Source organism: Pseudomonas sp. P39-UII1 (assembly GCF_039672635.1).
Lineage (GTDB): Bacteria > Pseudomonadota > Gammaproteobacteria > Pseudomonadales > Pseudomonadaceae > Aquipseudomonas.
In genome coordinates this window covers 74,500-100,424 of sequence record NZ_JBDFPP010000006.1, presented here as the reverse complement: position 1 = coordinate 100,424, position 25,925 = coordinate 74,500, and the positions used below count along the sequence as shown (strand labels likewise).

The following is a 25,925-nucleotide window of genomic DNA, read 5'->3' as shown; positions in this document are numbered from 1 at the left end:
GCCCTATCGCCGGCAAGCCAGCTCCTACAGGTACCCCACGGCATTCAACGCCTGTGCAATACCTGTGGGAGCTGGCTTGCCGGCGATAGGGCCAGTGCAGGAGGAAATCAAACTGCCCTGGCCAACCTGTCCTCCCGCGGGCAACACTGGTACCGCGCCCGATAACACCGGGTGAAATACGAAGCCGACTCGAACCCACACGCGACCGCCACTTCCAGCACGCTCATATCGGTCTGGCGCAGCAACTGCCGCGCCTTGTCCAGCCGCAACCGCAGGTAGAAGCCACTGGGCGTATCGTCCAGATGCAACCGGAACAACCGCTCCAGCTGCCTACGCGTCACCTGCACCGCATCGGCCAGCACCTGGGTATTGAGCGGCTGCTCGGTATTGCGCTCCATCTCCCCAATCACCTTCACCAGCTTCTTGTTGCTGATGCCGTAACGGCTGGCGATCTGCATGCGCTGGTGGTCCTGTCGCGGGCGGATACGCCCGAGCACGAACTGCTCCGACACCTGCACCGCCAGCTCACTGCCATGCGCTTGCGCAATCAGGTCGAGCATCAGGTCGATCGACGCCGTGCCACCGGCGCAGGTGATGCGCCGTCGGTCGATCTCGAACAGCTCCTGGGTCGCCTGCAGGCGCGGATAGCGCTCCTTGAATGCGTCCAGCGCTTCCCAGTGCAAGGTCGCGCGATGGCCGTCGAGCAGGCCCGCCTCGGCGAGCACCACAGGGCCCGTGTCGATGCCGCCAAGGATCACCCCTTGGTGATCGAGGCGGCGCAGCGCCTGCTGCAGCGCCGGGCCGTAACACGCCAGCGGCTCGAAGCCGGCGACGATCAACAGTAGGCCTCCCGGCTCACCCTCCCCCAGCGCGCCATCGGCATTCACCGACATGCCATTGCTGGCCTCCACCGCACCGCCATCCAGGCTCAGCACCCGCCAACGGTACGAAGGCCCCTTGAACCGGTTGGCCACGCGCAACGGCTCCAGGGCGCTGATGAAGCCCATGGCCGAGAACCCCGGCAGCAGCAGGAAATGAATCAGTTGCGGCATTGCTTGCTCCACGTCACAGGTGGTCGCTTCCGTGCAAGTGTTGGTCGCCAGGGTGCGATTTCCCACCCTGCCGCCAGCGTAGCGTATTCACACGGTCCGCAGAGGCCGCCCTCAATAACAATATGCACTGCCGATGGAGAGCCACCATGCACAGCTTGATCCGCCGCAGCCTGTTGTCCCTTGCCCTGAGCAGCATCGTTGCAACCCCGCTTTTCGCCGCCGAGCCTGCGGCCTGCAAGAATGTGCGCCTTGGCGTGGTCAACTGGACCGACGTCATCGCCACCAGCGCCATGGCCCAGGTGCTGCTCGACGGCCTGGGTTACCAGACCAAACAGACAAGTGCCTCGCAGCAGATCATCTTTGCCGGCATCCGCGACAAGCGCCTGGATATGTTCCTGGGTTACTGGAACCCGATCATGACCCAGACCATCACCCCGTTCGTCGACGCCCAGCAGGTCAAGGTGCTCGACAAGCCGAGCCTGGAAGACGCCCGGGCGACCTTGGCCGTGCCCAAATACCTGGCCGACAAAGGTTTGAAGACCTTCGCCGATATCCACAAGTTCGAGAAGGAGCTGGGCGGGAAAATCTACGGCATCGAGCCGGGCTCCGGCGCCAATACCCAGATCAAGGCGATGATTGCCAAGAACCAGTTCGGCCTGGGCAAGTTCCAGCTGGTCGAGTCCAGCGAGGCCGGCATGCTGGCCGCCGTCGACCGCGCCGTGCGGCGCAAGGAGGCGGTGGTGTTCTTCGGTTGGGCGCCGCACCCGATGAACGTCAACATCGACATGGCCTACCTGGGCGACAGCCAGGACGCGCTTGGCCCGGACGAAGGCCGCGCCACGGTGTGGACGGTAACCGCGCCGGACTACGCCGACCGCTGCCCCAACGCGCACCGCCTGCTGGCCAACCTGAAATTCAGCGCCGAGGACGAGAGCCGCATGATGCAGCCGCTGCTCGACCACAAGGACGCACTGGCCTCGGCCCGCCAGTGGCTCAAGGACCACCCCGACGACAAGGCCCGCTGGCTCGAAGGGGTGACCACCTTCGACGGCAAGCCTGCGGCCGAGAACCTCAAGCTCACCGCCAACTGATCCGGCCTCTTCGCGGGGCAAGCCCGCTCCCACAGGTACAGCGTAAAACTCAGGATCTCGCTGATCCTGTGGGAGCGGGCTCGCCCCGCGAAAGGGCCAGCACAGACATCACAAGGAACCGCCATGAACCACGACGTCATCATCACCTGCGCCCTCACCGGCGCCGGCGACACGGTCGCCAAGAGCCACCTGGTCCCGGTCACCCCGAAACAGATCGCCGAGTCCGCCGTGGAGGCCGCCAAAGCCGGCGCCACCGTGGTCCACTGCCACGTCCGCGACCCGCAAACCGGTCGTTTCAGCCGCGACGTCAACCTCTACCGCGAAGTCATGGAACGCATCCGCGAAGCCGACGTGGACATCATCGTCAACCTGACCGCCGGCATGGGCGGCGACCTGGAAATCGGCCCGGGCGAATCGCCCATGGAGTTCGGCCCAGGCACCGACCTGATCGGCCCGCTGGAACGCCTGGCCCATATCGAAGCGCTGCTGCCGGAAATCTGCACCCTCGATTGCGGCACCCTCAACTTCGGCGACGGCAATGCCATCTACGTCTCCACCCCCGCGCAGCTTCGCGCCGGCGCCAAGCGCATTACCGAGTTGGGCGTGAAAGCCGAGCTGGAAATCTTCGACACCGGCCACCTGTGGTTCGCCAAGCAGATGATCAAAGAAGGCCTGCTCGACGACCCGCTGTTCCAGCTGTGCCTGGGCATCCCGTGGGGCGCGCCGGCTGACACCACCACCATGAAGGCGATGGTCGACAACTTGCCGGCCAACGTCACCTGGGCGGGCTTTGGCATCGGCCGCATGCAGATGCCCATGGCAGCACAAGCCATGCTGCTCGGCGGCAACGTGCGGGTCGGCCTGGAAGACAACCTGTACCTGGACCGTGGCGTGCTGGCCAGCAACGGCCAGTTGGTGGAACGCGCAGCCGAGATCATCACCCGCCTGGGTGGGCGCGTGCTCACGCCGGCAGAAGGCCGGGAAAAAATGAACCTCAAGCGCCGCTGATCCCTTCAGGAGACCGATATGCCCTTCATTACCGAGATCAAGACTTTCGCCGCCCTGGGTAGCGGCGTGATCGGCAGCGGCTGGGTCGCCCGCGCCCTCGCCCACGGCCTGGATGTAGTGGCCTGGGACCCGGCGCCCGGTGCCGAGCAAGCCTTGCGCAAACGCATCGCCAACGCCTGGCCGGCGCTTGAGCAACAAGGCCTGGCTCCAGGGGCGTCACAGGACCGGCTGAAATTCGTTGCCACCATCGAGGAATGCGTACGCGAGGCCGATTTCATTCAGGAAAGCGCACCAGAGCGTCTTGACCTCAAGCTCGACCTGCACGCCAGGATCAGCGCCGCCGCCAAGCCCGACGCGATCATCGGCTCCAGCACTTCGGGCCTGTTGCCCAGTGAATTCTACGAGTCGTCCACCCACCCGCAGCGCTGCGTAGTCGGCCACCCGTTCAACCCGGTATACCTGCTGCCACTGGTCGAGATCGTCGGCGGCAACCGCACCACCCCTGAAGCCATCGAAGCTGCCAAAACCATCTACACCGCGCTCGGCATGCGCCCGCTGCACGTGCGCAAGGAAGTCCCCGGTTTCATCGCCGACCGCCTGCTAGAAGCGCTGTGGCGCGAGGCGCTGCACCTGGTCAACGACGGCGTGGCCACCACCGGCGAGATCGACGATGCCATCCGCTTTGGCGCCGGCCTGCGCTGGTCGTTCATGGGCACCTTCCTCACCTACACCCTGGCCGGTGGCGATGCCGGCATGCGCCACTTCATGTCGCAGTTCGGCCCAGCCCTCAAGCTGCCCTGGACCTACCTGCCAGCGCCGGAGCTGACCGACAAACTGATCGACGATGTGGTCGACGGCACCTCGGCACAACTGGGCGAGCGCAGCATCGCCGCGCTGGAGCGCTACCGTGATGACACCCTGCTGGCGGTGCTGGAGGCAGTGAAGACCAGCAAGGCAACACATGGCATGGCCTTTGGCGATTGAGGAGCAAGCAATGCCAGCACTGACCACCTACCGCACCCCGATCCAAAAGGATTGGGTGGACTACAACGGGCATCTGCGCGATGCCTATTACCTGCTGATATTCAGCTATGCCACCGATGCGCTGATGGAACGCATCGGCCTGGATGCCGACAGCCGTGGGCACAGCGGAAATTCGCTGTTCACCCTGGAAGCGCACATCAACTACCTGCATGAAGTAAAACTAAGTACAGAAGTGTGGGTGCAAACGCAGATCATCGGGTTTGATCACAAGCGCCTGCAGATTTATCACAGTCTGCATCGAAAAGAATCCGACGAAGCATTGGCAGCAAGTGAACAAATGTTGCTTCACGTAGACTTGGCCGGACCAAAGTCGACCCCATTTGGCGACCGAACCCTACAAGCGCTGGAACAAATAATTGAGGAGCAAAGAAACTTGCCAAAGCCCAAACACCCGAGTAGAACCATTCAGCTATCCAAGCAGCACGATGATTAATAGGGTTTGAAGCGCCGGCACTGGCCAGCCCAACACAAAAGGCTGACCGTGCCGGTTACACTGACCACTAGCGGTAAAGGAGCTGGTACCGAGCTTGCAACACATTCCCAATGGCGCCAGCCCCAATTTTTCTATGCGTTACATTGGGTGGCAGATTACTAGGGTTGTCCAAATTGGAAGCGGAATAGTCGCCGGTTTCGCTGCCAACGATGTAGCAAGATTCGCTGGTGGCTTGACCATTACCGATGCAGAAACTCGATTTCACCGCAGCGCCTTGCACCCTGGCAGACCTCGCGTTCATGCAGGCGCCCTTTATATCAAGGTGTTGAAGGGTCATAGTACAGCTGCGACCCGAAAAATTATCCTGTTCGAACAGAGTAACGGTAATCGGTGTGTAGTATGGCGGATAGAAATTCGCCACCGTTTCCCGATACTCGTTGAAACGGCGAGCATTGTCATGGTTTCGCACGGTACCAATCGCTACACCTTGATGCTGTATGCGCGGGTTGGAAAAATAAGGGATCGCACCGTGGGGTGTCCGCATAATGGTGTGGAATGCTGGAGAAGCGTGCTCATAACCATGGTTGTAGCTATTGGGCGGGTCTGTTGCTTCACGCCCATGCCCCCCGCCCAGGTTATGTCCTAGCTCATGCGCCAACGTGCCGTCTATGCAGCTGAAGACCGAGTAACCCCCTCCCCTGCTGTCAGCGGGCTGATAAGCTACACCGCATACATCGCTGAATGTCGAAAGCATCGAAACCAGATCAGCCCTTAGTGCGTCCCGGTGCACATAGACAGCTCTGCCCAAGTCGGAATTGGCATTCTGCAATTCAGCAAGCTGCTCGCCGTAACTACCGGTTTCGTTATAGTTTGCGTCATAATATCCGGCCAACTCATAGGTAATTTCAACTTGACTATTTCTTAGATATTGATTGGCATCCTGCAGCACTTGCGCTACCCGCAACCGATAGTCCGGATACTTGGTACGCGATTGATTAGTCGAGACAATAAGCAGCCTAATGATGCTGTGTGTAGAGGCAGGCGCGCTCGAAGCTCGGCTGGCTTTGGTTGATCCCTCGTTAGCCCTGATGGGCTCACCCTCTGGCGGTAACTTTGACTCGTCAACTTTGACCAGTGCATATTGCCCCTCGCCGACAGGATCAATTCGATAGCGCTGCCCTTCGACTACAAGATTGCCCACTATACGATTGCCTTGTTTGGCGATAGATAAGTAATAAAACGGGTCGTTGTCCATCTCTGCAGAGTTCGATGGCGCATGCGTCTGTTTCCAGGTGGATTGCGTGTAACCGACCCAGCCTTCAATACCCGCCGTAAGGGTATTGAAGTCACGAAGGTTGAACGCTGCCGTCTTACCGCTCGGCAGCGTTACTGCCAACGCTTTGGTTTCATTGCTGACTAACGCTGAGTTCACCTTGATCCACGTGATTTCCTGGGTCGAAGGATCAGACAGTACAGTGGCCAAATAACCTGTGGCCGTTTTCTGAAGCACGTTGCGATCAGGGGTGGGCTCAAGCGTGAACAGTTGCGTCACCGCGCTTGAAGTGCTGTTGTCCGACGAGGTCGATGACGAGCACGCCGAAGCCATGGTCAACACCGTCCCTAGCACTAAGGCCTTACACATATTCTTAATCACGCTTTCCGCTCCTTTGGAATTCCATCCCCTACAGAAGAGCAATAAATTGTGCAGCCCGTCATCTGGCAAAAATGCTAGGTGTATGGTTGTACAGGGAGAACAAGCAGAATAAAAATAACCCCGCAAAGCCGTGAGCTAGCGGGGCCAAGAGCGAGCAACATCCACTGTGCATGAGCGAGGGTGACCAAACCCTCTGGTACCGTGAAGGGCTTCAGTGTGCGGGCTTGCCGGGTTGGCGATTTAGCCGTAAACGACCTGTTCTTAGCCAAAGCAGTCATCGCGACATACAACCCTTGCGGGCATGTCGCGGTAGACACAGAATCGGTCGTAAATCACAGCAGCACTCTCTTAGCGATAAAAGGGACAACAGCCATGATGCATGCGGATTTGATTGATCAGGACGACCTCGCCGGCCAGCTGCGCGCGCGCGGTTTCGAGATTCCGGCGGGCGCCAGTGCCGAGCAGGCTTGCGAAGCGGTGGTGCGTGGGCTGACAGAGCCTAATGCGCGGGCGCTGAAGGGTATGGTCGAGCAGATGTATACCGGGAGTGCGACGATTCTGCCGGCGGTGCGCCAGGCCATCGACAAGAATCTGTTGCCGGCGTTGGCGAGTTTCAACAAGCGGGCCTGATTTATTTTTCCTGTACTGGCCCTATCGCCGGCAAGCCAGCTCCCACAGTGACTACACAAAGCCCGAGGCCTGTGCAGTACCTGTAGGAGCTGGCTTGCCGGCGATAGGGCCAGGCCTGCCTTACAGGAATTACTCAAGGCCCGAGGCCTGTGCAATACCTGTGGGAGCTGGCTTGCCGGCGATAGGGCCAGGCCTGCCTTAAACCGGCTCGGCCAGCTTCTCCAGTTCTGCAGTCCGGTCAAACAGCCGTGCCAGCCCTTCCTGGTGGGTCACCCCCACCACCGTACACCGCGGCAACTCCCGTCTGAGCATTTCCAGCAAGCCCCGGGCACTGCCCAGGTCGAGCTGGCTGGTCGCCTCATCCAGGTACAAGGTATCCGGCCGGTACAGCAACGCCCGCGCCAGGCTCAACCGCTGCTGCTCCCCGCCGGAAAGCACGCGTTCCCACTCAGCCTGCTTGTCCAGTTGCCCAATCAGGGCTCCCAGCCCCACCTGGCCCAGCACACCGATCAACTGCACATCGTCTATCGACCGCACCTGTGGATAAGCCAGTAAGGCGCGCAGGCTCATGTGCGGCATGTAGGGTTTCTGCGGAAGCAGCAAGCTGCGACCCGGTGGCAGTTGCCAGTCGCCCAGGCAGTACGGCCAAAGCCCCTGCAAGGTGCGCAGCAAGGTCGACTTGCCAACCCCGCTGCGGCCACCCAGCCGCAACCACTGACCCTGCCCTGCATGCAGGTCCAGGTTGCGCAGCATCGCACTGCCATCCGGCCGGAAAAGCGTCAGCCCTCGGGTAGACAGGCAGTCGCCCGGTATGGCGCTAACGGCCTGCCTGCGGCTGGCCGCAATCGCCTGCTCGAACTGCTCCAGCCGCTGTAACGCCGCGCTCCAGCGCACCAGCTTGTTGTACAACTTGATGAACCAGCTGAGCGAGCCATGCACGGCATTGAAGGCGCTGCGGATTTGCATCAGCCCACCCAGGGTGATGGACTTGGCCATGAATGCCGGCAACGCGGCGAACACCGGGATAATCAGGCTCAAACGCTCGTAGGAGACGGTGAACAGGCTGAGGTTGCGCTCGCGCCCCATCAACTGCCGCCAATTGTCGGCGATGGCGCGAAAGCGTTCGGCCAGCTGCTCGCGCTCGACGGCCTCACCACGGTACAGCGCAATCTGCTCGGCATGGTCACGCTTGCGCAGCAGGCTGGCGCGAAAATCCGCCTCGCGGTGTTCACGCGCGTAGTTGAGCGCATGCAGCGGCTTGCCGATCAGGTGGGTGAGCAGGCTACCGATCAAGGTGTAGGCCAGCACGAGCCACAGCAGATAGCCATGCACCGTGAAACGCTCACCGAACAGGCTGAAGGTCTGCACCCCCGACAGGTTCCACAAGATCACCACGAATGCGCCGACCTGCGCGAGGTTGATCACCAGCGAAGCGACCAGCTCGATGCTCAAGCCAACCATCAGGTCGACGTCCTGGGCGATACGCTGGTCGGGGTTGTCCGGCTCGCCGGTCAGCCCAAGGCGGTAGAAGGCCTGGTCGGCCAGCCAGGCGTCGGTCAGGCGCCCGGTCATCGCCTGGCGCCAGCGCAGCTCCAGCCCTTTGCGGATGTAGTCCATGGCCACGATGATCAGCACATAGCTGCCCAGGTACAGCGCGTACTCGCCGACCAGGCCGTACAGCCCCGTCGTGTCGAACGCGGCCAAGGTGTCGTAGAAGGTCTTGCTCCAGCTGTTGATCAGCACATTGATCTGCACCACCAGCAAACCCAGGCCGATCACCGCCGCCAGCATCAGCCATGCCACCCATTGCCGGCGGTCGTGCCAGAACGGGCGGCTCAGGCGGTAGAACGTGCGCAAGGTATTCACAAGGCCTGCTCCAGCGCGGCGGGCGATGGCAGCAGGCGCAGCTGCACCTGGTTGGCGGCGGGGAACAGCTGCCGCGCCATGTGCTGCATGGCCGGCAGGGTCAACGCTTCGGGCAACCTGGCCTGTTCGCTGAGGTAGCGGGGGTCTTGCCAGTGGCGCTCGCTGAGGATCAGGCGCTTGAACTGGGTTTGCGGGTCTTCGCGGCGCTTGGCTTCCTGGCGTTGCAGTTCGTGGCGTGTGGTCTTCAGCCACTGCTCATCCACGCTCAAACCGGCCAGGGTCTTCTGCGCCAGCGCCCAGAGTTCGTCCACCCGCGCCGGGTCGCAAGTAAAGCTCAGCGTACTTTCGATACGCTGCGAATCGGGGTCGAGCTGTGCATCGAAGCTCAGGCGATACACCCCCGAGGCTTCACCGCGCAGCTGCTGCTTGAGCCGTTGGTTGGCGAGGTCGCGCAGCAGCGCTACGCGCATGGCCGCTTGTGGTTGCCAGGCTTGAGGTAGGTAGCTGCTGGCGTGCAGAACGGCCCGCGGCTCCAGCGCGATGGCCAGGTCTGTGCGGCGCTGGCCAGGCTGCTGTACGGCCGGTTGCGCGTTTGCCGCAGCGCCGCGCGGCAGGTTGGCCAGGTAACCGCGTACCAGCGGTTCGAGCTGCTCTGCGGGCACGTCGGCCATCAGGTAATAGGTCACGGGGGCGCTGGCAAGGCGCTGCCAGTCGGCCTGCAACTGCTCGCGGTCCAGCTGTTGCAGCGCTAGCGGGTCGGGGCTTTGCCAATGATCGGCGCCGTACTTGAGTACGCGCTGCGCGCTTGCCTGGCGTGAACGTACATCTAAGGGGCTGCTGCGCACCCGCTGCAGCAGGTCGTTGCGCGCTTCGTCGAACAACGTCGGGTCGATGCCCGCCAGCTGGCTCAGGCGATAGCTCTGCAACAAAGCCGGCAGTTGCCCGGGAGCACCGCTGAGGTTCAACTGCAGGCGCTGCGGCTGATGCTCCAGGCCGAGCGTGGCCCGCTGTGCCTGGCGCCACGCTTGAGCGCCCTCCGGCCCGCTGCGCACCGCCAGTTGCGCAGCCATCTGCAGGCGCCAGGCTGGCGCATCGGCAAGGCGGTAGCCTGCGGATGATTCGGCCTGTAGCAGCCAGTTGCCGTCCGGGCCGTTGCGGCGCAGCCACACCAGCTTGTCACCGTTGCCCAGGGCCCAGTGCTCGACGTGCTCGGCGGCGAACGCCTGGCGCCCGACGATTTGCCCGGCTGGGCCCGGTGCATCGGGCTTGTAGGTTGCCACGGTGGGGGCGTCAGTTCGCTGCTGCGCAGGTGCGGGCAGTACCTGGCTGGCGATCTGCGCCTGCAATGCCTCGACCGCCGCAACAGTTGGCACCTCGACCTCCGACTGCCTGGGCACGCTGAACTGCAGCACGCGGTCGGCACTGCCTAGCCAAAGCTTCAGCCTGCCGTTGAGGTCGTCGAGGTCGATGCCTGGCAACACCTGCAGATAGCGTCGCGCTGCAGCATGGCGTTCGACCACGCTGCCTTCAGGCGCCGTGGCGTTGGTGAGCTGCTCGACCCATTGCTCGAACGTACGTGGCGTGTGGTTGGCCAGGGTCTTGTCGCCCAAGGCGCTGATATGCGCCCGCTGGTGTTCGAAGTCCTGCTCGCTGAACCCATGCTGGCGCAAGCGCTCGATCTCGGTCAGCAACTGGCGCAACGCTTGTTGGTGCTGCAGGCCGTCTACGCCAGCAGCGATGCCGAGCACCGTCGACTGGCTGCCGATCAGGGTTTTCTGCGCGGTCAAACTGCGCACACCCGCCTGCCTGGGCTGACGACGCACGTTGTCGACCAGCGCCGCCAGGGCCATGCGGTCGATCAACCGCTCACGCATTGCCGCGCGGCTGGTACCGCGGCTTTCCGGCTCGTGCAGGCGCAGCAGCAACGACACCTGGCTGCTGCCGGATTGAGGGTCCTGCAGGCGGAAGACCTTCAGCTGGCCATCCAACGGCAGGTCACGATGCCCGCGCGGCGGTACCGCGCCGCCTCGCGCTTTACCGAAGGCCGTTTCGAGCTGCGCCAGCATCGCTCCAGGCTCGAAATCGCCCACGGCTGAAATGACCATGTTCGACGGCTGGTACCAGGTGGCCTGGAACGCTTGCAGGTTGGCCAGGCTGGCTTCTCGGATAGCCGCTTCGTTGCCGATGGTGCGGTGCGCCGGGTAGCGCGAACCGACGCGTTGCGATGCCGTGCGCTGTTCGTTCATGCGCTGCGCCACACCCAGCCCGCCACGCCATTCCTCGATGACGATCGGCCGTTCGCGCTCGAGGTCCGCCGCGCTGTAGTCGCCGGCGAACGCCATGTCGGCCAGCACCTGCAAGGCCTGCGGCGCCTGGCGCATGCCCGATGGTGGGCTGAGCATGTACTGGGTGCGCTCGTAGTTGGTCATGGCGTTGAAGTGCCGGCCTTGCACCCAACCCAGGCCGACCATGCGTGCGCGCACGTTTTCGGCATGCCCGGCACGGCTGTGGAACACCAGGTGCTCGACCAGGTGGGCGACACCGACCTGGTCGTCGGCCTCGTCCACGGAGCCGGCGTTGACGGTCATGCGCAGGTCGAGCCTGCCGGGCTGGGCCGACTCGCGCACCAGGCGGTATTGCATGCCGTTGGCCAGGGTGCCTTGGGTGACCTGGGGATCCCAGGGCAATGGCGCGTCAGGTTCAGGCAGCGACGCACAGGCGCCGAGCAGCAGCGGGCCGAGCAGGCCCGCAAGGAGCTTTTTCATCAGGGTGTCCACGGTTTTTTTTTCAGGGATCAGAAGCGGTAGCCGACTTCCAGCCAGTACTGGCGGCCGACTTCGTATGTGGTCCGGGCGGTGCTGCTGTTGCTGACGATAGGGTTGACCTTGTCGGTGACGTTGGTCACGTCCACAGCCACGAACAGCGCCTGTTCTTTTGCCGTGGGGATCTCCCACTTGACGCGCATGTCCCAGGTTGGGGCGGCGGCCACCGATGCGGTGTCGTAGACACGCAGGGCCTCGCCGTCGATATCTTCGGTGCGGCCTGTGTCGATGATCTGCTCGTAGGCGCCGCGGTAGCGGAAGAAATTGCTGATGCTCAGGTGCCAGCTGGGGATCTCGGTGATGGTGGTCAACCGCGCTGTCCATGGGCGGTTGAAGTCGCTGGCCGGCAGCTCGCTGTATGCCAGGCGTTTGCCATCGTAGATCACGTCGTCATCGGCATATTCAGCTTCGCTGAAGCCGCTTTCGTAGGTGCTGTAGGCATTCTTGCTGCGCGACCAGTCCAGCGCCAGCTGCAGGCTGGTGATGCTGCCCAGCACGCGGAACGACTGATTGGGGGTGATCGTCAACGAAACATTGTCGCTCTCGCTGGCGCCGGCGTTGACGTAGGTGTAGTAGATGCTCTGGTAGCCATCGACGGGGTCGAGGCCGAGCGTACGCGACGAGGTGCGCACCACTTGGTCGTTACCCTTGCGGTGCACGTACTTCAGGCGGATGTCGGTGTTCAGCCAGCGCTGCTCCAGGCCCAGCATCAACTCGTCGTCGTAGGGGATGTTCATGTCCGAGAAGCGGTTGGTATTGAGCACCTGACGCCCCACCCACGCGCCGTCCTGGCTGGCCCGGGTGTAGGTAGTGTTCAGGGCCTGGCGACCATCGGCCAGGCGGTACTTGAAGAGGTTGCGCCCGTAGTAGCGGTTGGCGCCGAACACCAGCACAGTGCTGCGATCGCCGAAAAAATCATAGTCACCGGCAAAGCGCGGCGAAACGGTTTTCTGCTTCATGTAATCGTCGCCTTCGAAGCGCAGCCCCGGGCGCAGGCTGAGCTTGCCGATCTGCACCTGGTCGTCGATGAAGAAGGCGTAGGCGTTTTCGGTCAGGTCGATCTTGCCGGCATTGTACTGGGTACGGATGCTGCCCCACTGGCGGGTGTTGCCATTGAGCAGCGGGCTGACCGAGCACCATGGGTCGCTGCCCGCGCAACCTGTGCCATTGTCGCGCTTGAAGGTGTTGACGCCCTGCCCGGTCTCTTCGCGCTCCCACACGGCGCGCTGCTGCGAAAGCTCAAGGCCCGTGGTGATGCCGTGACTGACACCGGCGAAGTCGAAGGTCTGCCATTCGCCTTTGAGGGTGTAATCGATGCCGCGCTGGGTCTGGTCGAGGTTGCCGAACGCGCCTTCGCCGCTTTTCGCGGTGTTGCTGCTGGGGTTGCCCCAGTTCTTGGCGTCGGAGTACCACCAATTTACGGTGTCTGTTTCATCTGACTCACGCGAGCTGTACAGATTGGTCAGCGCCAGGGTATGGGTCCAGCGCGCCTGGTCACCTTCCCAGATCGCCTTCAGCGAGCCCTGCCAGCCACCGTTCTTGTTGGTGAACCCAGAGTTCAGGAAATTCTCGCGGAAGAACACGTTCTCCTGGGGCGCCTGGATGAACGAGCTTTCCACGGTCAGCCGATCATTGACGTCCCAGTATGTCTTGAGCATGTAGTTGTCGAGCTGCCGGGTCTGGTCTTCGCGGCTGTCGGCATTGGGGCTGGTGTAACCGTTCTCGTAGCGGTTGAGCGGGATCACCGAACGGCGCTGGGAAAAGCTCAGGATCGCGCCGAAGTTGTCGGTGAGGTGGCCTTCGAGCATGCCACGCAGCGTGGTTTTCTCGAACTCGGGCTGGTACTGCTCGGAGGACGAGTTGGCGAAGCTTTCCTGATCCTGTTCGGTGATGTGATAACGCGTCCACTCCGAGCGGCTGATCCCATAGGAGAACTTGCCGTGCAAGCCTTTGCTCGGGCGGCGGGTGATGGCATCGATCACACCGCCATTGAAGCCGCCGTACTCGGCCGGCACGTTGCTGTCGTAGACCTTGACTTCCTGCAGCAGGTCGGCGTCCAGGGCGATGCCGTGGGGGTTGCTGGGCGCGGCGTCGAACTGGCGGTTCTCGCTGTAGCCGTGGGCGCCGGGGTCCAGGTCGTTGTTGATCGAGATGCCGTCGATCATGAAGTTGTTCTGGTAGAACTTGGCGCCATTGATGCTGATGTCGGCGGGGTCGATCTCGCCTGGGGTGTTGGAGCTTTTCTGCGCGCCGGAAAACTGCACGCTAGGGTGCATCTGCAACAGCGTGGTGATGTCGCCGTTGGCGCCGGGGAAGGCACGGATGGCCTTGCCGCTGATGACCGTGGCGCCCATGTAGCCGTTGCCTTCGGTGTCGCCCAGCACCAGGGTGTCATGCAGCTCCAGCGGGCCGGCATCTGCCTCGCTGTGCAGCAGGCGCAGGCTGATCACATCACCGTCCGTGTCCCAGGTCAGTCCGCTACCTGAGAGCAGCCGCGACAGAGCCGCCTCGCTGCTGAAGTTTCCCTGCACCGGGTTGCCCTGGGCGCCTTCGAGCAATTGTGCATCCGCGCTGACCTGCAGCCCGCTCTGCTGGCCGAAGGCGATCAGCGCGCCAGCCAGTTGCTGCGCCGGGATGGCGAAGGCATGTACCTGCGCCAATTGCGCGGGCGCCTCGGTGGCCCACAGCAGCGGCGCGGGCATTACGCCACCCAGGCCCAGCAGCCCACTGCCCAACACGCATTTCAGGCGCAACGACCAATCCCGCGCGCTGCGCGGCTTCCGGCTTATTGTTTGTGTCATGCCACATCCCCGCCCCGGGCAGTTGCCGGAACCAAAATTGAATACGAATCGCTATCAGTTGTTGCGCGCGGGGGAGAAGACGGGGCAGTACGCGGATTTTTCAGAAAAATCAGGAAATATTTTTGCAGGGGGGGGGCTGAGCAGCGGCCCGGCGGCTCAAGGCTTGCTCAGTACCAGAACCCAAGGCCCGTAGCTGTGCACGTTACCGCCATGGGGACGAAGCACAGCCCGCAAGGCAGCCTCAGGCTTGCGCAGGTCATACACACCGGTAACACGCTTGTCGCCCAGTGCATCATCGCGCAGCAACACCTTACCCGGCAGGTACCGCGCCAGCTCCTGCACCACTTCGGCGACACGCTCGTTATCGGCGATCAACTGCCCCTGGCGCCAAGCCGCCGCCTGCGATGGCACCAAGGTGTTCACCTGTACGAGGCCATCGACATAACGCAGCCGTTCACCGGCCGTGAGCGCATCCGACAGCACATGCCCATTGACGGCATCCTCGACCCTCACCGAGCCATGCTGCACATCCACCCCCGCCCTGCCCGGCCGTAGCGCGACGTTGAAGGCAGTGCCGGTCACCGTCACTTTTATCGCATCGGCGCGTACGTGGAATGGCTTGGCCTTGTCGGGCATTACCTCGAAGAACGCCTGGCCCGTCAGCAGTTTCACGTCGCGGTGATCGCCGGAGTAGTCCACGGCAATAGCGGTGTCGCTGTCCAGCTGCACCACGCTGCCATCGGCCAACGTCACATCGCGGGTCTCGCCTTGGGCGGTGCGGTAGTCGGCCTGCAGGCGCAGGCTCAGCGAAGGTGCTACGGCCACCATCAGGCAGGCCGCCACCGCCGCGCCCAACCACCAGCGCCGGGTCGGTTTTTTCCTGGGCAGCGGCACCACCGTAGCCGTCGCAGGTGGTTCGGGCCACTGCTCGGCGGTGGCAGGCGCCAGCTGGCCGGTCAGGCGCCACACCCGCTCGGCCTTGCCGTAGGCCTGGGCATTGGCCACATCGCTGGCGCACCACTGCGCCAGCTCGGCACGCAGTTGCGCATCGTGCGGCGCCTGCTGGATGCGCAGGAGCCAGTCGAGGGCTTGGTCGCGGCGGCTGGATACGCGGTCTGCTGACGTCATGTCCGGCAAGTCTCCAGGGGGCTCGGGGGCGCGAAGGGTCGCACAGAGTCGGCCCATTGAGCAAAGGACGCGCCAGCAGCAGGCATTTTCACAGGTCGTCCTCCAGCTGTGCCATGCAATGGCGCAAGGCATCGTGGACCAACTGGTGCACCAGGCTCACTGAAACGTTCAGGTGGGCCGCCACCTGCTGCAAGGTGAAGCCACCGAGGCGGTGCATTTCGAAGGCCAGGCGGGTGCGCTCAGGCAGCGCCTCGAGGGCACGGTTGATGGCGGCGAGCTCGTCCTGCTGGGTGATGGTCTGCTCGGGCGAGGCGGTGCTGGAAGGCAACTCGGCAAGCATCTCGTCGCCACCGGGCTGGGCCTTTTCGGTTGCCGTGCGGCGGATTTGGTCCAACGACAGGTTACGGACGATGCGGTAGAGATAACTGGCCGGGTGGCGGATATCGGCATGGCTGTCCTGGCGGCTGAAGCGCAGCCAGGCTTCCTGTACCACGTCTTCGGCACGGGCGCGGCAACCCACGATTGGCGTGGAATAGTCGACCAATGCTGCCCGGTGGGCGAGGTAGAGCTGCAGTTTGTCGTCCGCCACGGGGTGGTGTGCCAAGCGATTTCGGGGGCGGCGATGTTACCTGTAGTCGAGAATCATTATCAACCAATGATGCAGCGTTGCCCTCTTGGCCCTCATCGCCGGCAAGCCGGCTCCTACAGGTACCGCACCGATCTCACGCCTTGCGGTGAATCTGTGGGAGCCGGCTTGCCGGCGATTGGGCTGCAAAGCAGCCCCGAAGCCTTAAAGCCTCACGCTGGCAAACGTCGACTCGTTACGCGCCTGGCTCAGTGCAGCCATCGGCCCGCTGTGCGGCGACAGGGTCATGGCCTGTGGAATCGGCATCATTGCCACCTGCTGCGCAGTATTGGAGCCTACGCGCTCATCCCGCGGCGGAATGCCGAAGTACTCGCGGTAACACTTGGAGAAGTGCGGCGTGGAAACGAAGCCGCACACCGACGCCACTTCGATGATCGACATCGGCGTCTGCTTGAGCAGCTGCCGCGCGCGGATCAGGCGCAGCTTCAGGTAATAGCGCGATGGCGAGCAGTGCAGGTACTTCTGGAACAAACGCTCGAGCTGGCGCCGCGACACGGCTACATAGACCGCCAGCTCGTCCAGGTCGATCGGCTCTTCCAGGTTGGCCTCCATCAGCGCGACGATTTCCTGCAGCTTCGGCTGGTTGGTGCCGAGCATGTGCTTGAGCGGCACGCGCTGGTGGTCCTGTTCGTTGCGAATACGCTCGTAGACGAACATCTCGGAGATCGCCGCCGACAGCTCGCGGCCATGATCGCGGCTGATCAGGTGCAGCATCATGTCCAGCGGCGCGGTGCCGCCGGAGCTGGTGAAGCGGTTGCGGTCGAGGGTGAACAGGCGCGTGCTCATGTTCACCCGCGGGAAGGCCTCCTGCATCGCGGCCAGGCACTCCCAGTGCACGCTGCAATCGAAGCCGTCGAGCAGGCCGGCGCAGGCCAATGCCCAGCTGCCGGTGCACACCGCACCCAAGCGGCGCGACTGGCGGGCCTGGGCCTGCAGCCAGGTAACGTGCTCACGGGTAACGGTGCGCTGGATGCCCACACCGCCGCAGACGATCACAGTGTCGATCGGCGGGGCGCTGTGCATGGCGGCGTCGGGGGTGATCTGCAAGCCGTCGCTGGCCCACACCTGGCCGCCATCCACGGTCAGCGTGTGCCAGCGGTACAGCTCACGGCCGGACAGCTGGTTGGCCATGCGCAGCGGCTCGACGGCCGACGCCAGGGAAATAAGGGTGAAATTGTCCAGTAGGAGAAAACCGATGGACTGGGGTGCTGTGCGGTTCTGGGTTGGGTTCCCGGAGGTGTACGACGTCATCGCGATTTCTCCTCACACAAATGCAGGGTGTGCCTCAGGCGGGCACTGATTTCTTGTTATGACCCCCCAGTCAGTTTCCGAGGGGTAGGTTGCCAATCTCAACGCAAACGCCGTGCCGGAAGTTGAACAGCCATTCGAAAACTCCTGAAAACGACGCCTTTGCTGAGCAATTCAGGGGCTTGCGATGCGTTTGCCAGTCGGCGCAAACCGGCGAGCTAGCGCCTCCCGTGTAACCGTTGAGCACTTTGGTGACACGCGCAGTGTAGGTTTCCCAGAAACGACACTCTTGAGTGTCACCGACAATGCCCACACTGATCACGACACCCGACGATCGGTAGATGCACAAACGCCCCATAACGGGGCGTCGTGTCGAGAATAGCGCGAGATCAGCGCATCAACATTCGATGGCGCTGACCGCCAGCCCACCGCGCGAAGTCTCTTTGTATTTGTCGTGCATGTCCGCTCCGGTATCGCGCATGGTGCGGATGACCTGGTCGAGCGAGATGAAGTGTTCGCCGTCACCACGCAGGGCCATCTGCACGGCGTTGATGGCTTTGACTGCAGCAATCGCATTGCGCTCGATGCACGGCACCTGCACCAGGCCACCGACCGGGTCGCAGGTCAGGCCAAGGTTGTGCTCCAGGGCGATCTCGGCCGCGTTCTCCACCTGCCCCGGCGTGCCGCCAAGCACTTCGGCAAGGCCCGCCGCCGCCATGGCGCATGCGGAACCGACTTCACCCTGGCAACCGACTTCGGCACCGGAAATCGAAGCGTTCTTCTTGCACAGGATGCCCACCGCCGCGGCGCCGAGGAAGAAGTCGACCACGCTGGACTCATCGACCTCGTCACTGAAGCGCATGTAGTAGTGCAGCACCGCCGGGATGATGCCGGCGGCGCCGTTGGTGGGTGCGGTGACCATGCGCCCGCCGGCGGCATTCTCTTCGTTGACCGCCAGCGCGAACAGGTTGACCCACTCCATGGCGCTCATGGTCGAGCCAATCACATTGGGCTTGCCGATCTCCTGCAGGCTACGGTGCAGCTTGGCGGCACGGCGGCGCACGTTCAGCCCGCCGGGCAGTGTGCCCTCGTACTTGAGGCCGTTGTTGACGCACTCCTGCATGGCTTCCCAGAGCTTGTGCAGGCCCGCGCGGATTTCCGCCTCGCTGCGCCAGACCTTCTCGTTGGCCATCATCAATTGCGACACGCTGAGGTCGTTTTGCTTGCACAGGCGCAGCAGCTCGGCGGCGCTGTTGAAATCGTACGGCAGCACCGTCTGGTCGGCGTCCAGCACACCGCTGGCAGCCTGCTGCGCATCGACCACGAAGCCGCCGCCCACCGAGTAGTAGGTGTCACGGTGCAGCTCGGCGTGCTCGCCCTCGGCAATCAGGGTCATGGCGTTGGGGTGGTACGGCAGGTTTTCGTCCAGCAGCAGCATGTCGCGGGCCCACACGAATTCGATGGGCAGGCGGTTATCCAGCTTGAGGATGTTGGTTTCGCGCAGGTCGGCGATGCGCGGGACGATCTGGGTCGGGTCGATGGCGTCGGGCCAATCGCCCATCAAACCCATGATGGTGGCGTTGTCGGTGCCGTGGCCGATGCCAGTGGCCGACAGCGAACCGTACAGCCGCACCTCGATACGTTTCACCTGCGCCAGCTCCCCGCGTTCACGCAGGCCCTGAACGAACAAAGCACCCGCACGCATGGGGCCGACGGTATGCGAGCTGGAGGGCCCGACACCGATCTTGAACAGGTCGAACACGCTGATGGCCATTGTCGCTTCACCTCTTGCTGGGCTTGTCTCTGCGCGCCATGCGCAGGGCGGGGCAACTGCTAGGCTGAAGCTGCGAGCCGCCACGAATGCAAGCATCATCGGGCTTTTACGCACCCCCTCGCCGTCTGCAACCGACGTAATTTTGTCCAGCAGCGCCGCGCTGTTTTGGCCATTTGTGCGCCGCTTTTCAGCGCTTGAGTGACGGAAAAATGCGCCGGTCGGGGTGGATAAATCCATAAGCGACATCGCCCTCACTGGATGCGACCCGTTGCGTACTGGATACGACCCCACCAGTAGGCGATTGCTCGGCGCTGGAGGATTATCGAAAGCGACTCGTATTGCACGGCCTCGCAACCTGCCCTCTGCAGGCCTGGTCGACCGGACCCTGAGAAAGCCCCGGCGGCCCCCGCGAACCCGAAGATAAAATCACAGGAGTCCATCCATGAAAGGTTCACCCTCGCTGTTGCTGGTCGCGTTGCTGTCCGCACCGTTACTGGCCCAGGCTGCAGAACCCGAGCAGTGCCAGACGGTGCGTTTCTCCGATGTCGGCTGGACCGACATCACCGTTACCACAGCGACCACCAGCGTCGTGCTCGAAGCCTTGGGTTACAAGACCCACACCACCATGATCTCGGTACCGGTGACCTACAAGTCGCTGGCCACCGGCAAGGACCTGGACGTGTTTCTCGGCAACTGGATGCCGACCATGGAGAACGACATCAAGCAGTACCGCGACGCCGGCACTGTAGAAACCGTGCGCGCCAACCTGGAAAACGCCAAATACACCTTGGCCGTGCCACAGGCGCTGTACGACAAGGGCCTCAAGGATTTTGCCGACATTCCCAAGTTCAAGAAGGAACTGGACGGCAAGATCTACGGCATCGAGCCGGGCAACGACGGCAACCGCACCATCCAGAGCATGATCGACAAGAACGCCTTCGGCCTGAAAGACGCCGGTTTCAAGATCGTGCAGTCGAGCGAGGCCGGCATGTTGTCGCAGGTCGACCGGGCGCAGAAACGCGGGGATGCCATCGTGTTCCTGGGTTGGGAACCCCACCCGATGAACACCCGGTTCAAGATGCAGTACCTCACCGGCGGGGATGATTTCTTCGGCCCCGACTACGGCAAGGCCACCGTGCTGACCAACACCCGCAAGGGCTATGCGCAGGAGTGCAGCAACGTTGGCCAACTGCTGAAGAACCTGTCGTTCGAGCTCAAGGATGAAAGCACCATGATGGGCTATGTCCTGGACGACAAGATGAAACCCGAGGCTGCCGCGCAGAAGTGGCTCAAGGACAACCCAGGCAAGCTTGACGCCTGGCTGGCCGGGGTAACCACCGTGGACGGCAAACCCGGCCTTGAGGCGGCCAAAGCCAAACTGACGCAATAACGCAAGACGCTCAAGCAACACCGCGGGGCGGGACCGTGCCCGCCCCGGACTGATTTCAATCTTTGCAGGTGGAAGCTCGCTATCATGCTTATCGATCAGAAAATACCCCTGGGTCAGTACATCGCGTCATTCGTCGAATGGCTGACCCAGAATGGCGCCGCCTATTTCGACGCCATCGCCCAAGGCTTGGAATTCATGATTCATGGGGTCACCAGCACCCTGACCTGGTTCAACCCGTTCGTCCTCATTGCCCTGTTCGCCGGCCTCGCGCACTTGATCCAGCGCAAATGGGCGCTGACCGTGTTCGTTGCGCTGTCGTTCCTGTTGATCCTCAACCTGGGTTACTGGCAGGAAACCATGGAGACGTTGGCGCAGGTCACCTTCGCCACGGTGGTGTGCGTGGCCATCGGCGTGCCGCTGGGCATCGTCGCCGCACACAAGCCGATGTTCTACACCGCCATGCGCCCGGTCCTCGACCTGATGCAGACGGTGCCGACCTTCGTCTACCTGATCCCTACCCTGACCCTGTTCGGCCTGGGCGTGGTACCCGGGCTGATCTCCACGGTGGTGTTCGCCATCGCCGCACCCATCCGCCTCACTTACCTGGGCATCTGCGACGTGCCGCAAGAGCTGCTCGACGCCGGCAAGGCCTTTGGCTGCTCGCGCCGCCAGCTGCTGACCCGCATCGAACTGCCCCACGCCATGCCGAGCATCGCTGCCGGGGTTACCCAGTGCATCATGCTGTCGCTGTCGATGGTGGTGATCGCCGCCCTGGTGGGCGCCGACGGCCTGGGCAAACCCGTGGTCAACGCACTGAACACCGCCGATATCTCCCTGGGCTTCGAAGCGGGCCTGGCGATCGTGCTGCTGGCGATCATGCTCGACCGTATCTGCAAGCAACCGGAAGCCACGGTAAGGGGTGAAGCATGAGCATCATTCGTTTCGAAGACGTCGACGTCATCTTCTCCAACAAGCCGCGCGAGGCACTGGCGCTGCTGGACCAAGGCAAGACCCGCGAGCAGATCCTCAAGCAGACGGGCCTGGTGGTCGGCGTCGAAAAGGCCAACCTGGACATCAACAAGGGCGAGATCTGTGTGCTGATGGGCCTGTCCGGTTCGGGCAAGTCGAGCCTGTTGCGCTGCATCAACGGCCTCAACACGGTCAGCCGCGGCAAGCTGTTCGTCGAGCATGAAGGCAAGCACATCGACATCGCCCACTGCACCCCGGCCGAATTGAAGATGATGCGCACCAAGCGTATCGCCATGGTGTTCCAGAAGTTCGCCCTGATGCCCTGGCTGACGGTGCGCGAGAACATCAGCTTTGGCCTGGAAATGCAGGGCCGCCCTGAAAAGGAACGGCGCAAGCTGGTGGACGAGAAACTTGAGCTGGTGGGCCTGACCCAGTGGCGCAACAAGAAGCCGGACGAGCTATCCGGCGGTATGCAGCAGCGCGTGGGCCTGGCCCGGGCGCTGGCCATGGATGCCGATATCCTGCTGATGGACGAACCGTTCTCCGCCCTCGACCCGCTGATCCGCCAGGGCTTGCAGGACGAGTTGCTGGAGCTGCAACGCAAGTTGAGCAAGACCATCGTGTTCGTCAGCCACGACCTGGATGAAGCGCTGAAGCTGGGCAGCCGCATCGCCATCATGAAGGACGGCCGGATCATTCAGTACAGCAAGCCCGAAGAGATCGTGCTGAACCCGGCGGACGAGTATGTGCGTACGTTCGTCGCCCACACCAACCCGCTGAACGTGCTGTGCGGCCGCAGCCTGATGCGCACGCTGGACAACTGCAAGCGGATCAATGGTTCGGTGTGCCTGGACCCAGGCATCGATTCGTGGCTGGACCTGGGCGAAGGCGGTTCTCTGCAGCGTGCACGCCAGGGGCAGAACGGGCTGGACCTGCAAAACTGGGCGCCGGGTGAGGATGTGGAGTTGCTGGAGCGTCGGCCGACGCTGGTGAATGCTGATATCGGCATGCGCGAGGCGCTGCGGATTCGTTATCAGACCGGCAACAAGCTGGTGTTGCAGGATAACGACAAGGTGGTGGGGATTCTTGGGGATACCGAGCTTTACCACGCGTTGCTTGGCAAGAACCACGGCTGAAGCCATTGGGGCCGCTTTGCGGCCCATCGCCGGCAAGCCGGCTCCCACAGGGCCGGCGTACACTGTACCTGTGTGAGCCGGCTTGCCGGCGATGGGCTGCGCAGCAGCCCCAATCACTCGATCAGCGAACCACGATCCCGCGCGAAGCCATGTAGGCCTTGGCCTCCGGCACGGTGTACTCACCAAAGTGGAAGATGCTCGCCGCCAGTACCGCGCTGGCATGCCCTTCCAGAATCCCGTCCGCCAGGTGCTGCAGGTTGCCTACACCACCCGAGGCAATGACCGGAATACCCAGCGCATCGCTGATGGCACGGGTTACACCCAGGTCGAAGCCGTTCTTCATGCCATCCTGATCCATGCTGGTCAGCAGGATCTCACCGGCACCCAGGCCTTCCATCTTCTTCGCCCACTCGACGGCATCCAGCCCGGTCGGCTTACGCCCACCGTGGGTGAAGATCTCCCAGCGCGGCGCTTCGCCAGGGGCGGAAACCTTCTTGGCATCGATGGCCACCACAATGCACTGCGACCCGAAACGGTCGGCAGCTTCACCCACGAACTCGGGGTTGAACACCGCGGCGGTGTTGATCGAAACCTTGTCGGCACCGGCATTGAGCAGGTTGCGGATGTCTTGCACGGTACGCACGCCGCCACCCACGGTCAGCGGGATGAACACCTGGCTGGCCATGCGCTCGACGGTATGCAAGGTGGTGTCGCGGCCATCGACACTGGCGGTGATGTCGAGGAAGGTGATTTCGTCGGCACCCTGCTCGTTGTAGCGACGGGCGATCTCCACCGGGTCGCCGGCGTCACGGATGTTCTCGAACTTGACGCCCTTGACCACCCGGCCGTTGTCCACGTCCAGGCAAGGGATGATGCGCTTGGCCAGTGCCATGGTTCAGTCCTCAGCCTTGGTAGTTGTCGCAGAAGGCCTGGGCCTCGGCGACATCGAGAGTGCCTTCGTAGATGGCGCGGCCAGTGATGGCGCCGACGATGCCTGGCGCCTTGGCGTCCAGCAGGGCCTTGATGTCACCCAGGTTGTGGATGCCACCGGAAGCGATCACCGGAATGCGCGTGGCTTCGGCCAGGGCCTTGGTGAACGGCACGTTGCAGCCCTGCATCATGCCGTCCTTGGCGATGTCGGTGTAGACGATCGCCGAGACGCCATCGGCCTCGAAACGCTTGGCCAGGTCGATGACCTGCACCGAGCTCACTTCAGCCCAGCCGTCGGTGGCAACGAAACCGTCCTTGGCATCCAGGCCAACGATGACCTTGCCCGGGAACGCTTTGCACGCTTCAGCGACGAATTCTGGCTGTTTGACCGCCTTGGTGCCGATGATCACGTAGCTGACGCCAGCCTTGACGTAGTGCTCGATGGTTTCCAGCGAACGGATGCCACCGCCGATCTGGATCGGCAGGGTCGGGTAACGCTTGGCGATGGCGGTAACCACTTCACCGTTGACCGGCTGGCCTTCGAAGGCGCCGTTGAGGTCGACCAGGTGCAGGCGGCGGCAGCCACCTTCGACCCACTTGGCGGCCATGCTCACCGGGTCGTCGGAAAATACCGTGGAGTCTTCCATGCGGCCCTGGCGCAGGCGCACGCAAGCGCCGTCCTTCAGATCGATAGCGGGGATAATCAGCATCTTGGGAACCTGTCTATTTGTTGGGTTTCAGGGCTTCTCGAGTGCCCACAGGTCGCTTTCGATGCTCTCGAACCGCTCCTTGAGGTGCAGCTGAACATCGGCAATCGCCCTGTTGTAGTAATGAGGTGCAATTTCTTTGCTGAACAGGTCGAGGACTTCGGCCACCTCGAACGACCCCAGCTGCAGCTCGAAGCGGTCTTCCAGGAAGCGCTTCAAGGTGTCGAGCGCCTCGCGCTCTTGCTCGGCGGCCAGGGTGATGACCGGGGCCTTGGTCTTCGACCTGCTCATTTACCAGCGCCCGTCCCAGGCGACGAAGTTCTGCAGCAGCTGCAGGCCATGGGTATGGCTCTTCTCCGGGTGGAACTGCACAGCAAAGCGCGAACCGTCGGCCAGCGCGGCGGCGAAGTCGACGCCATAGTGGCCGCGGCCGACCACCTGGCCCGGCTTGCCGGCATTGATGTAGTAGCTGTGCACGAAGTAGAAGCGCGCGCGGTCAGAAATGTCGTGCCACAGCGGGTGGTCGATGGTCTGGGCGACTTCGTTCCAGCCCATGTGCGGCACCTTCAGGTGCTCACCGTCTTCACGCAGGTCTTTGCCGAAAAAGCGCACATTGCCTGGGAACAGGCCGATGCAATCGACACCGTCGTTTTCTTCGGAATGGTCGAGCAGCGCTTGCATGCCGACGCAAATGCCGAGGAACGGGCGGTCCTGGCTGACTTCACGCACCAGGCTGTCGAAGCCCAGGCGGCGGATTTCGGCCATGCAGTCGCGAATCGCACCCACACCGGGAAACACCACACGGTCAGCCTCGCGGATTACCGCGGCATCGCTGGTGACCAGCACCTTGCCGGCGCCGACGTGCTCAAGCGCCTTGGCCACCGAGTGCAGGTTGCCCATGCCATAGTCGATTACGGCTACCGTCTGCATTTACAGGCATCCCTTGGTGGATGGCATCTGCCCGGCCATGCGCTCGTCGAGGGTCACGGCCATGCGCAGCGCGCGGCCGAAAGCCTTGAACACGGTTTCGATCTGGTGGTGGGTATTGTGGCCACGCAGGTTGTCGATGTGCAGGCTCACCAGGGCGTGGTTGACGAAGCCCTGGAAGAACTCCTGGAACAGGTCGACATCGAAGCCACCGACCGTGGCACGGGTGTACGGCACGTGCATCTGCAGGCCCGGGCGACCGGAGAAGTCGATGACCACGCGCGACAGCGCTTCGTCCAGCGGCACATAGGCATGGCCGTAGCGGAAGATGCCTTTCTTGTCGCCGATGGCCTGGGCGAATGCCTGGCCCAGGGTGATACCGACGTCTTCGACGGTATGGTGATCGTCGATATGCAGGTCACCCTTGCACTCGATATCCAGATCGATCAGCCCGTGTCGGGCGATCTGGTCGAGCATGTGTTCAAGGAAAGGCACGCCGATATCAAATCGAGCCTTGCCACTGCCATCGAGGTTGATCGAGCACTTGACCTGGGTTTCCAGGGTATTGCGCTCGACGGAAGCCTTACGTTCGACCATCACCAGCTCCGCAAAATCATTGGGCGAAAAGGGCTCCATTATAGGCCCAGAACGCTCAAGCTTGAAACGCGG

22 protein-coding genes are annotated in these 25,925 nt (G+C 62.7%); 8 read left to right on the top strand and 14 right to left on the bottom strand.

The annotated features are described in order from the left end of the window. Positions 1 to 107: 107 nt before the first annotated feature. Positions 108 to 1,052 (bottom strand): GlxA family transcriptional regulator, encoded by a 945-nt coding sequence (locus ABEH27_RS10750; protein WP_346613564.1) that lies wholly within the window; start codon positions 1,050 to 1,052, stop codon positions 108 to 110. 146 nt (positions 1,053 to 1,198) lie between these two features. Between ABEH27_RS10750 and choX the strand changes: the two genes are divergently transcribed. The 4 genes from choX to ABEH27_RS10730 all read left to right on the top strand — a co-directional run bounded on the left by choX (position 1,199) and on the right by ABEH27_RS10730 (position 4,628). After that, positions 1,199 to 2,143 carry a choline ABC transporter substrate-binding protein gene (gene choX / locus ABEH27_RS10745; RefSeq protein ID WP_346613563.1) on the top strand — a complete coding sequence of 315 codons (945 nt, stop codon included), beginning with the start codon at positions 1,199 to 1,201 and terminating at the stop codon, positions 2,141 to 2,143. 123 nt (positions 2,144 to 2,266) lie between these two features. Then, positions 2,267 to 3,151: a 3-keto-5-aminohexanoate cleavage protein gene (locus ABEH27_RS10740; RefSeq protein WP_346613562.1), complete on the top strand. Its 885-nt coding sequence runs from the start codon at positions 2,267 to 2,269 to the stop codon at positions 3,149 to 3,151. 18 nt (positions 3,152 to 3,169) lie between these two features. Beyond that, complete coding sequence (locus tag ABEH27_RS10735) at positions 3,170 to 4,135, top strand: L-carnitine dehydrogenase (RefSeq protein ID WP_346613561.1); 966 nt, start codon at positions 3,170 to 3,172, stop codon at positions 4,133 to 4,135. A gap of 10 nt (positions 4,136 to 4,145) precedes the next feature. Further along, positions 4,146 to 4,628 carry a thioesterase family protein gene (locus tag ABEH27_RS10730; protein WP_346613560.1) on the top strand — a complete coding sequence of 161 codons (483 nt, stop codon included), beginning with the start codon at positions 4,146 to 4,148 and terminating at the stop codon, positions 4,626 to 4,628. 67 nt (positions 4,629 to 4,695) lie between these two features. Here ABEH27_RS10730 and ABEH27_RS10725 read toward each other — a convergent pair whose 3' ends face one another. After that, the gene (locus ABEH27_RS10725; RefSeq protein ID WP_346613559.1) at positions 4,696 to 6,282 is read right to left on the bottom strand and encodes a M12 family metallo-peptidase; all 1,587 of its coding nucleotides are present in this window, start codon (positions 6,280 to 6,282) and stop codon (positions 4,696 to 4,698) included. A gap of 372 nt (positions 6,283 to 6,654) precedes the next feature. Here ABEH27_RS10725 and ABEH27_RS10720 point away from each other — a divergent pair, with 372 nt between their 5' ends. After that, positions 6,655 to 6,912 carry a hypothetical protein gene (locus tag ABEH27_RS10720; RefSeq protein WP_346613694.1) on the top strand — a complete coding sequence of 86 codons (258 nt, stop codon included), beginning with the start codon at positions 6,655 to 6,657 and terminating at the stop codon, positions 6,910 to 6,912. Between the two features lie 198 nt (positions 6,913 to 7,110). On the opposite strand, the gene ABEH27_RS10715 is transcribed toward ABEH27_RS10720, so the two are convergent. From ABEH27_RS10715 to ABEH27_RS10685, 7 genes are all read right to left on the bottom strand, one after another. Further along, positions 7,111 to 8,778 (bottom strand): ABC transporter ATP-binding protein/permease, encoded by a 1,668-nt coding sequence (locus ABEH27_RS10715; protein WP_346613558.1) that lies wholly within the window; start codon positions 8,776 to 8,778, stop codon positions 7,111 to 7,113. Then, entirely contained in the window at positions 8,775 to 11,543 is a 2,769-nt protein-coding gene (locus ABEH27_RS10710) for an insulinase family protein (protein WP_346613557.1), read from the bottom strand. The genes ABEH27_RS10715 and ABEH27_RS10710 overlap by 4 nt, the downstream gene beginning before the upstream one ends. A 29-nt stretch (positions 11,544 to 11,572) precedes the next feature. Beyond that, positions 11,573 to 14,353 (bottom strand): TonB-dependent receptor, encoded by a 2,781-nt coding sequence (locus ABEH27_RS10705; RefSeq protein WP_346613556.1) that lies wholly within the window; start codon positions 14,351 to 14,353, stop codon positions 11,573 to 11,575. A gap of 204 nt (positions 14,354 to 14,557) precedes the next feature. Further along, the gene (locus ABEH27_RS10700; RefSeq protein ID WP_346613555.1) at positions 14,558 to 15,529 is read right to left on the bottom strand and encodes a FecR family protein; all 972 of its coding nucleotides are present in this window, start codon (positions 15,527 to 15,529) and stop codon (positions 14,558 to 14,560) included. An 88-nt stretch (positions 15,530 to 15,617) separates the two neighbouring features. Continuing rightward, positions 15,618 to 16,133, bottom strand: a complete 516-nt coding sequence (locus ABEH27_RS10695) for a sigma-70 family RNA polymerase sigma factor (RefSeq protein ID WP_346613554.1) — start codon at positions 16,131 to 16,133, stop codon at positions 15,618 to 15,620. Positions 16,134 to 16,319: 186 nt separating this feature from the next. After that, entirely contained in the window at positions 16,320 to 17,426 is a 1,107-nt protein-coding gene (locus ABEH27_RS10690) for a GlxA family transcriptional regulator (protein WP_346613553.1), read from the bottom strand. A gap of 394 nt (positions 17,427 to 17,820) precedes the next feature. Further along, complete coding sequence (locus tag ABEH27_RS10685) at positions 17,821 to 19,197, bottom strand: L-serine ammonia-lyase (protein WP_346613552.1); 1,377 nt, start codon at positions 19,195 to 19,197, stop codon at positions 17,821 to 17,823. A gap of 442 nt (positions 19,198 to 19,639) precedes the next feature. Here ABEH27_RS10685 and ABEH27_RS10680 point away from each other — a divergent pair, with 442 nt between their 5' ends. The 3 genes from ABEH27_RS10680 to choV all read left to right on the top strand — a co-directional run bounded on the left by ABEH27_RS10680 (position 19,640) and on the right by choV (position 22,692). Further along, positions 19,640 to 20,587 carry a choline ABC transporter substrate-binding protein gene (locus ABEH27_RS10680; protein WP_346613551.1) on the top strand — a complete coding sequence of 316 codons (948 nt, stop codon included), beginning with the start codon at positions 19,640 to 19,642 and terminating at the stop codon, positions 20,585 to 20,587. A gap of 81 nt (positions 20,588 to 20,668) precedes the next feature. Then, complete coding sequence (choW, locus tag ABEH27_RS10675; RefSeq protein WP_346613693.1) at positions 20,669 to 21,517, top strand: choline ABC transporter permease subunit; 849 nt, start codon at positions 20,669 to 20,671, stop codon at positions 21,515 to 21,517. Next, the gene (gene choV, locus ABEH27_RS10670; RefSeq protein ID WP_346613550.1) at positions 21,514 to 22,692 is read left to right on the top strand and encodes a choline ABC transporter ATP-binding protein; all 1,179 of its coding nucleotides are present in this window, start codon (positions 21,514 to 21,516) and stop codon (positions 22,690 to 22,692) included. The genes choW and choV overlap by 4 nt, the downstream gene beginning before the upstream one ends. A 121-nt stretch (positions 22,693 to 22,813) precedes the next feature. On the opposite strand, the gene hisF is transcribed toward choV, so the two are convergent. From hisF to hisB, 5 genes are read right to left on the bottom strand one after another with little or no spacing between them, the layout of a single operon-like run. Continuing rightward, positions 22,814 to 23,584, bottom strand: coding sequence for an imidazole glycerol phosphate synthase subunit HisF (gene hisF / locus ABEH27_RS10665; RefSeq protein WP_176509087.1), 771 nt, complete (start codon positions 23,582 to 23,584; stop codon positions 22,814 to 22,816). 10 nt (positions 23,585 to 23,594) lie between these two features. After that, the gene (hisA, locus tag ABEH27_RS10660; RefSeq protein ID WP_060494680.1) at positions 23,595 to 24,332 is read right to left on the bottom strand and encodes a 1-(5-phosphoribosyl)-5-[(5-phosphoribosylamino)methylideneamino]imidazole-4-carboxamide isomerase; all 738 of its coding nucleotides are present in this window, start codon (positions 24,330 to 24,332) and stop codon (positions 23,595 to 23,597) included. Between the two features lie 27 nt (positions 24,333 to 24,359). Then, positions 24,360 to 24,620: a DUF2164 domain-containing protein gene (locus tag ABEH27_RS10655; RefSeq protein ID WP_346613549.1), complete on the bottom strand. Its 261-nt coding sequence runs from the start codon at positions 24,618 to 24,620 to the stop codon at positions 24,360 to 24,362. Beyond that, positions 24,621 to 25,259 (bottom strand): imidazole glycerol phosphate synthase subunit HisH, encoded by a 639-nt coding sequence (gene hisH / locus ABEH27_RS10650; RefSeq protein WP_346613548.1) that lies wholly within the window; start codon positions 25,257 to 25,259, stop codon positions 24,621 to 24,623. It lies immediately after the preceding gene. After that, the gene (gene hisB / locus ABEH27_RS10645; RefSeq protein ID WP_346613547.1) at positions 25,260 to 25,853 is read right to left on the bottom strand and encodes an imidazoleglycerol-phosphate dehydratase HisB; all 594 of its coding nucleotides are present in this window, start codon (positions 25,851 to 25,853) and stop codon (positions 25,260 to 25,262) included. Positions 25,854 to 25,925: the final 72 nt, after the last annotated feature.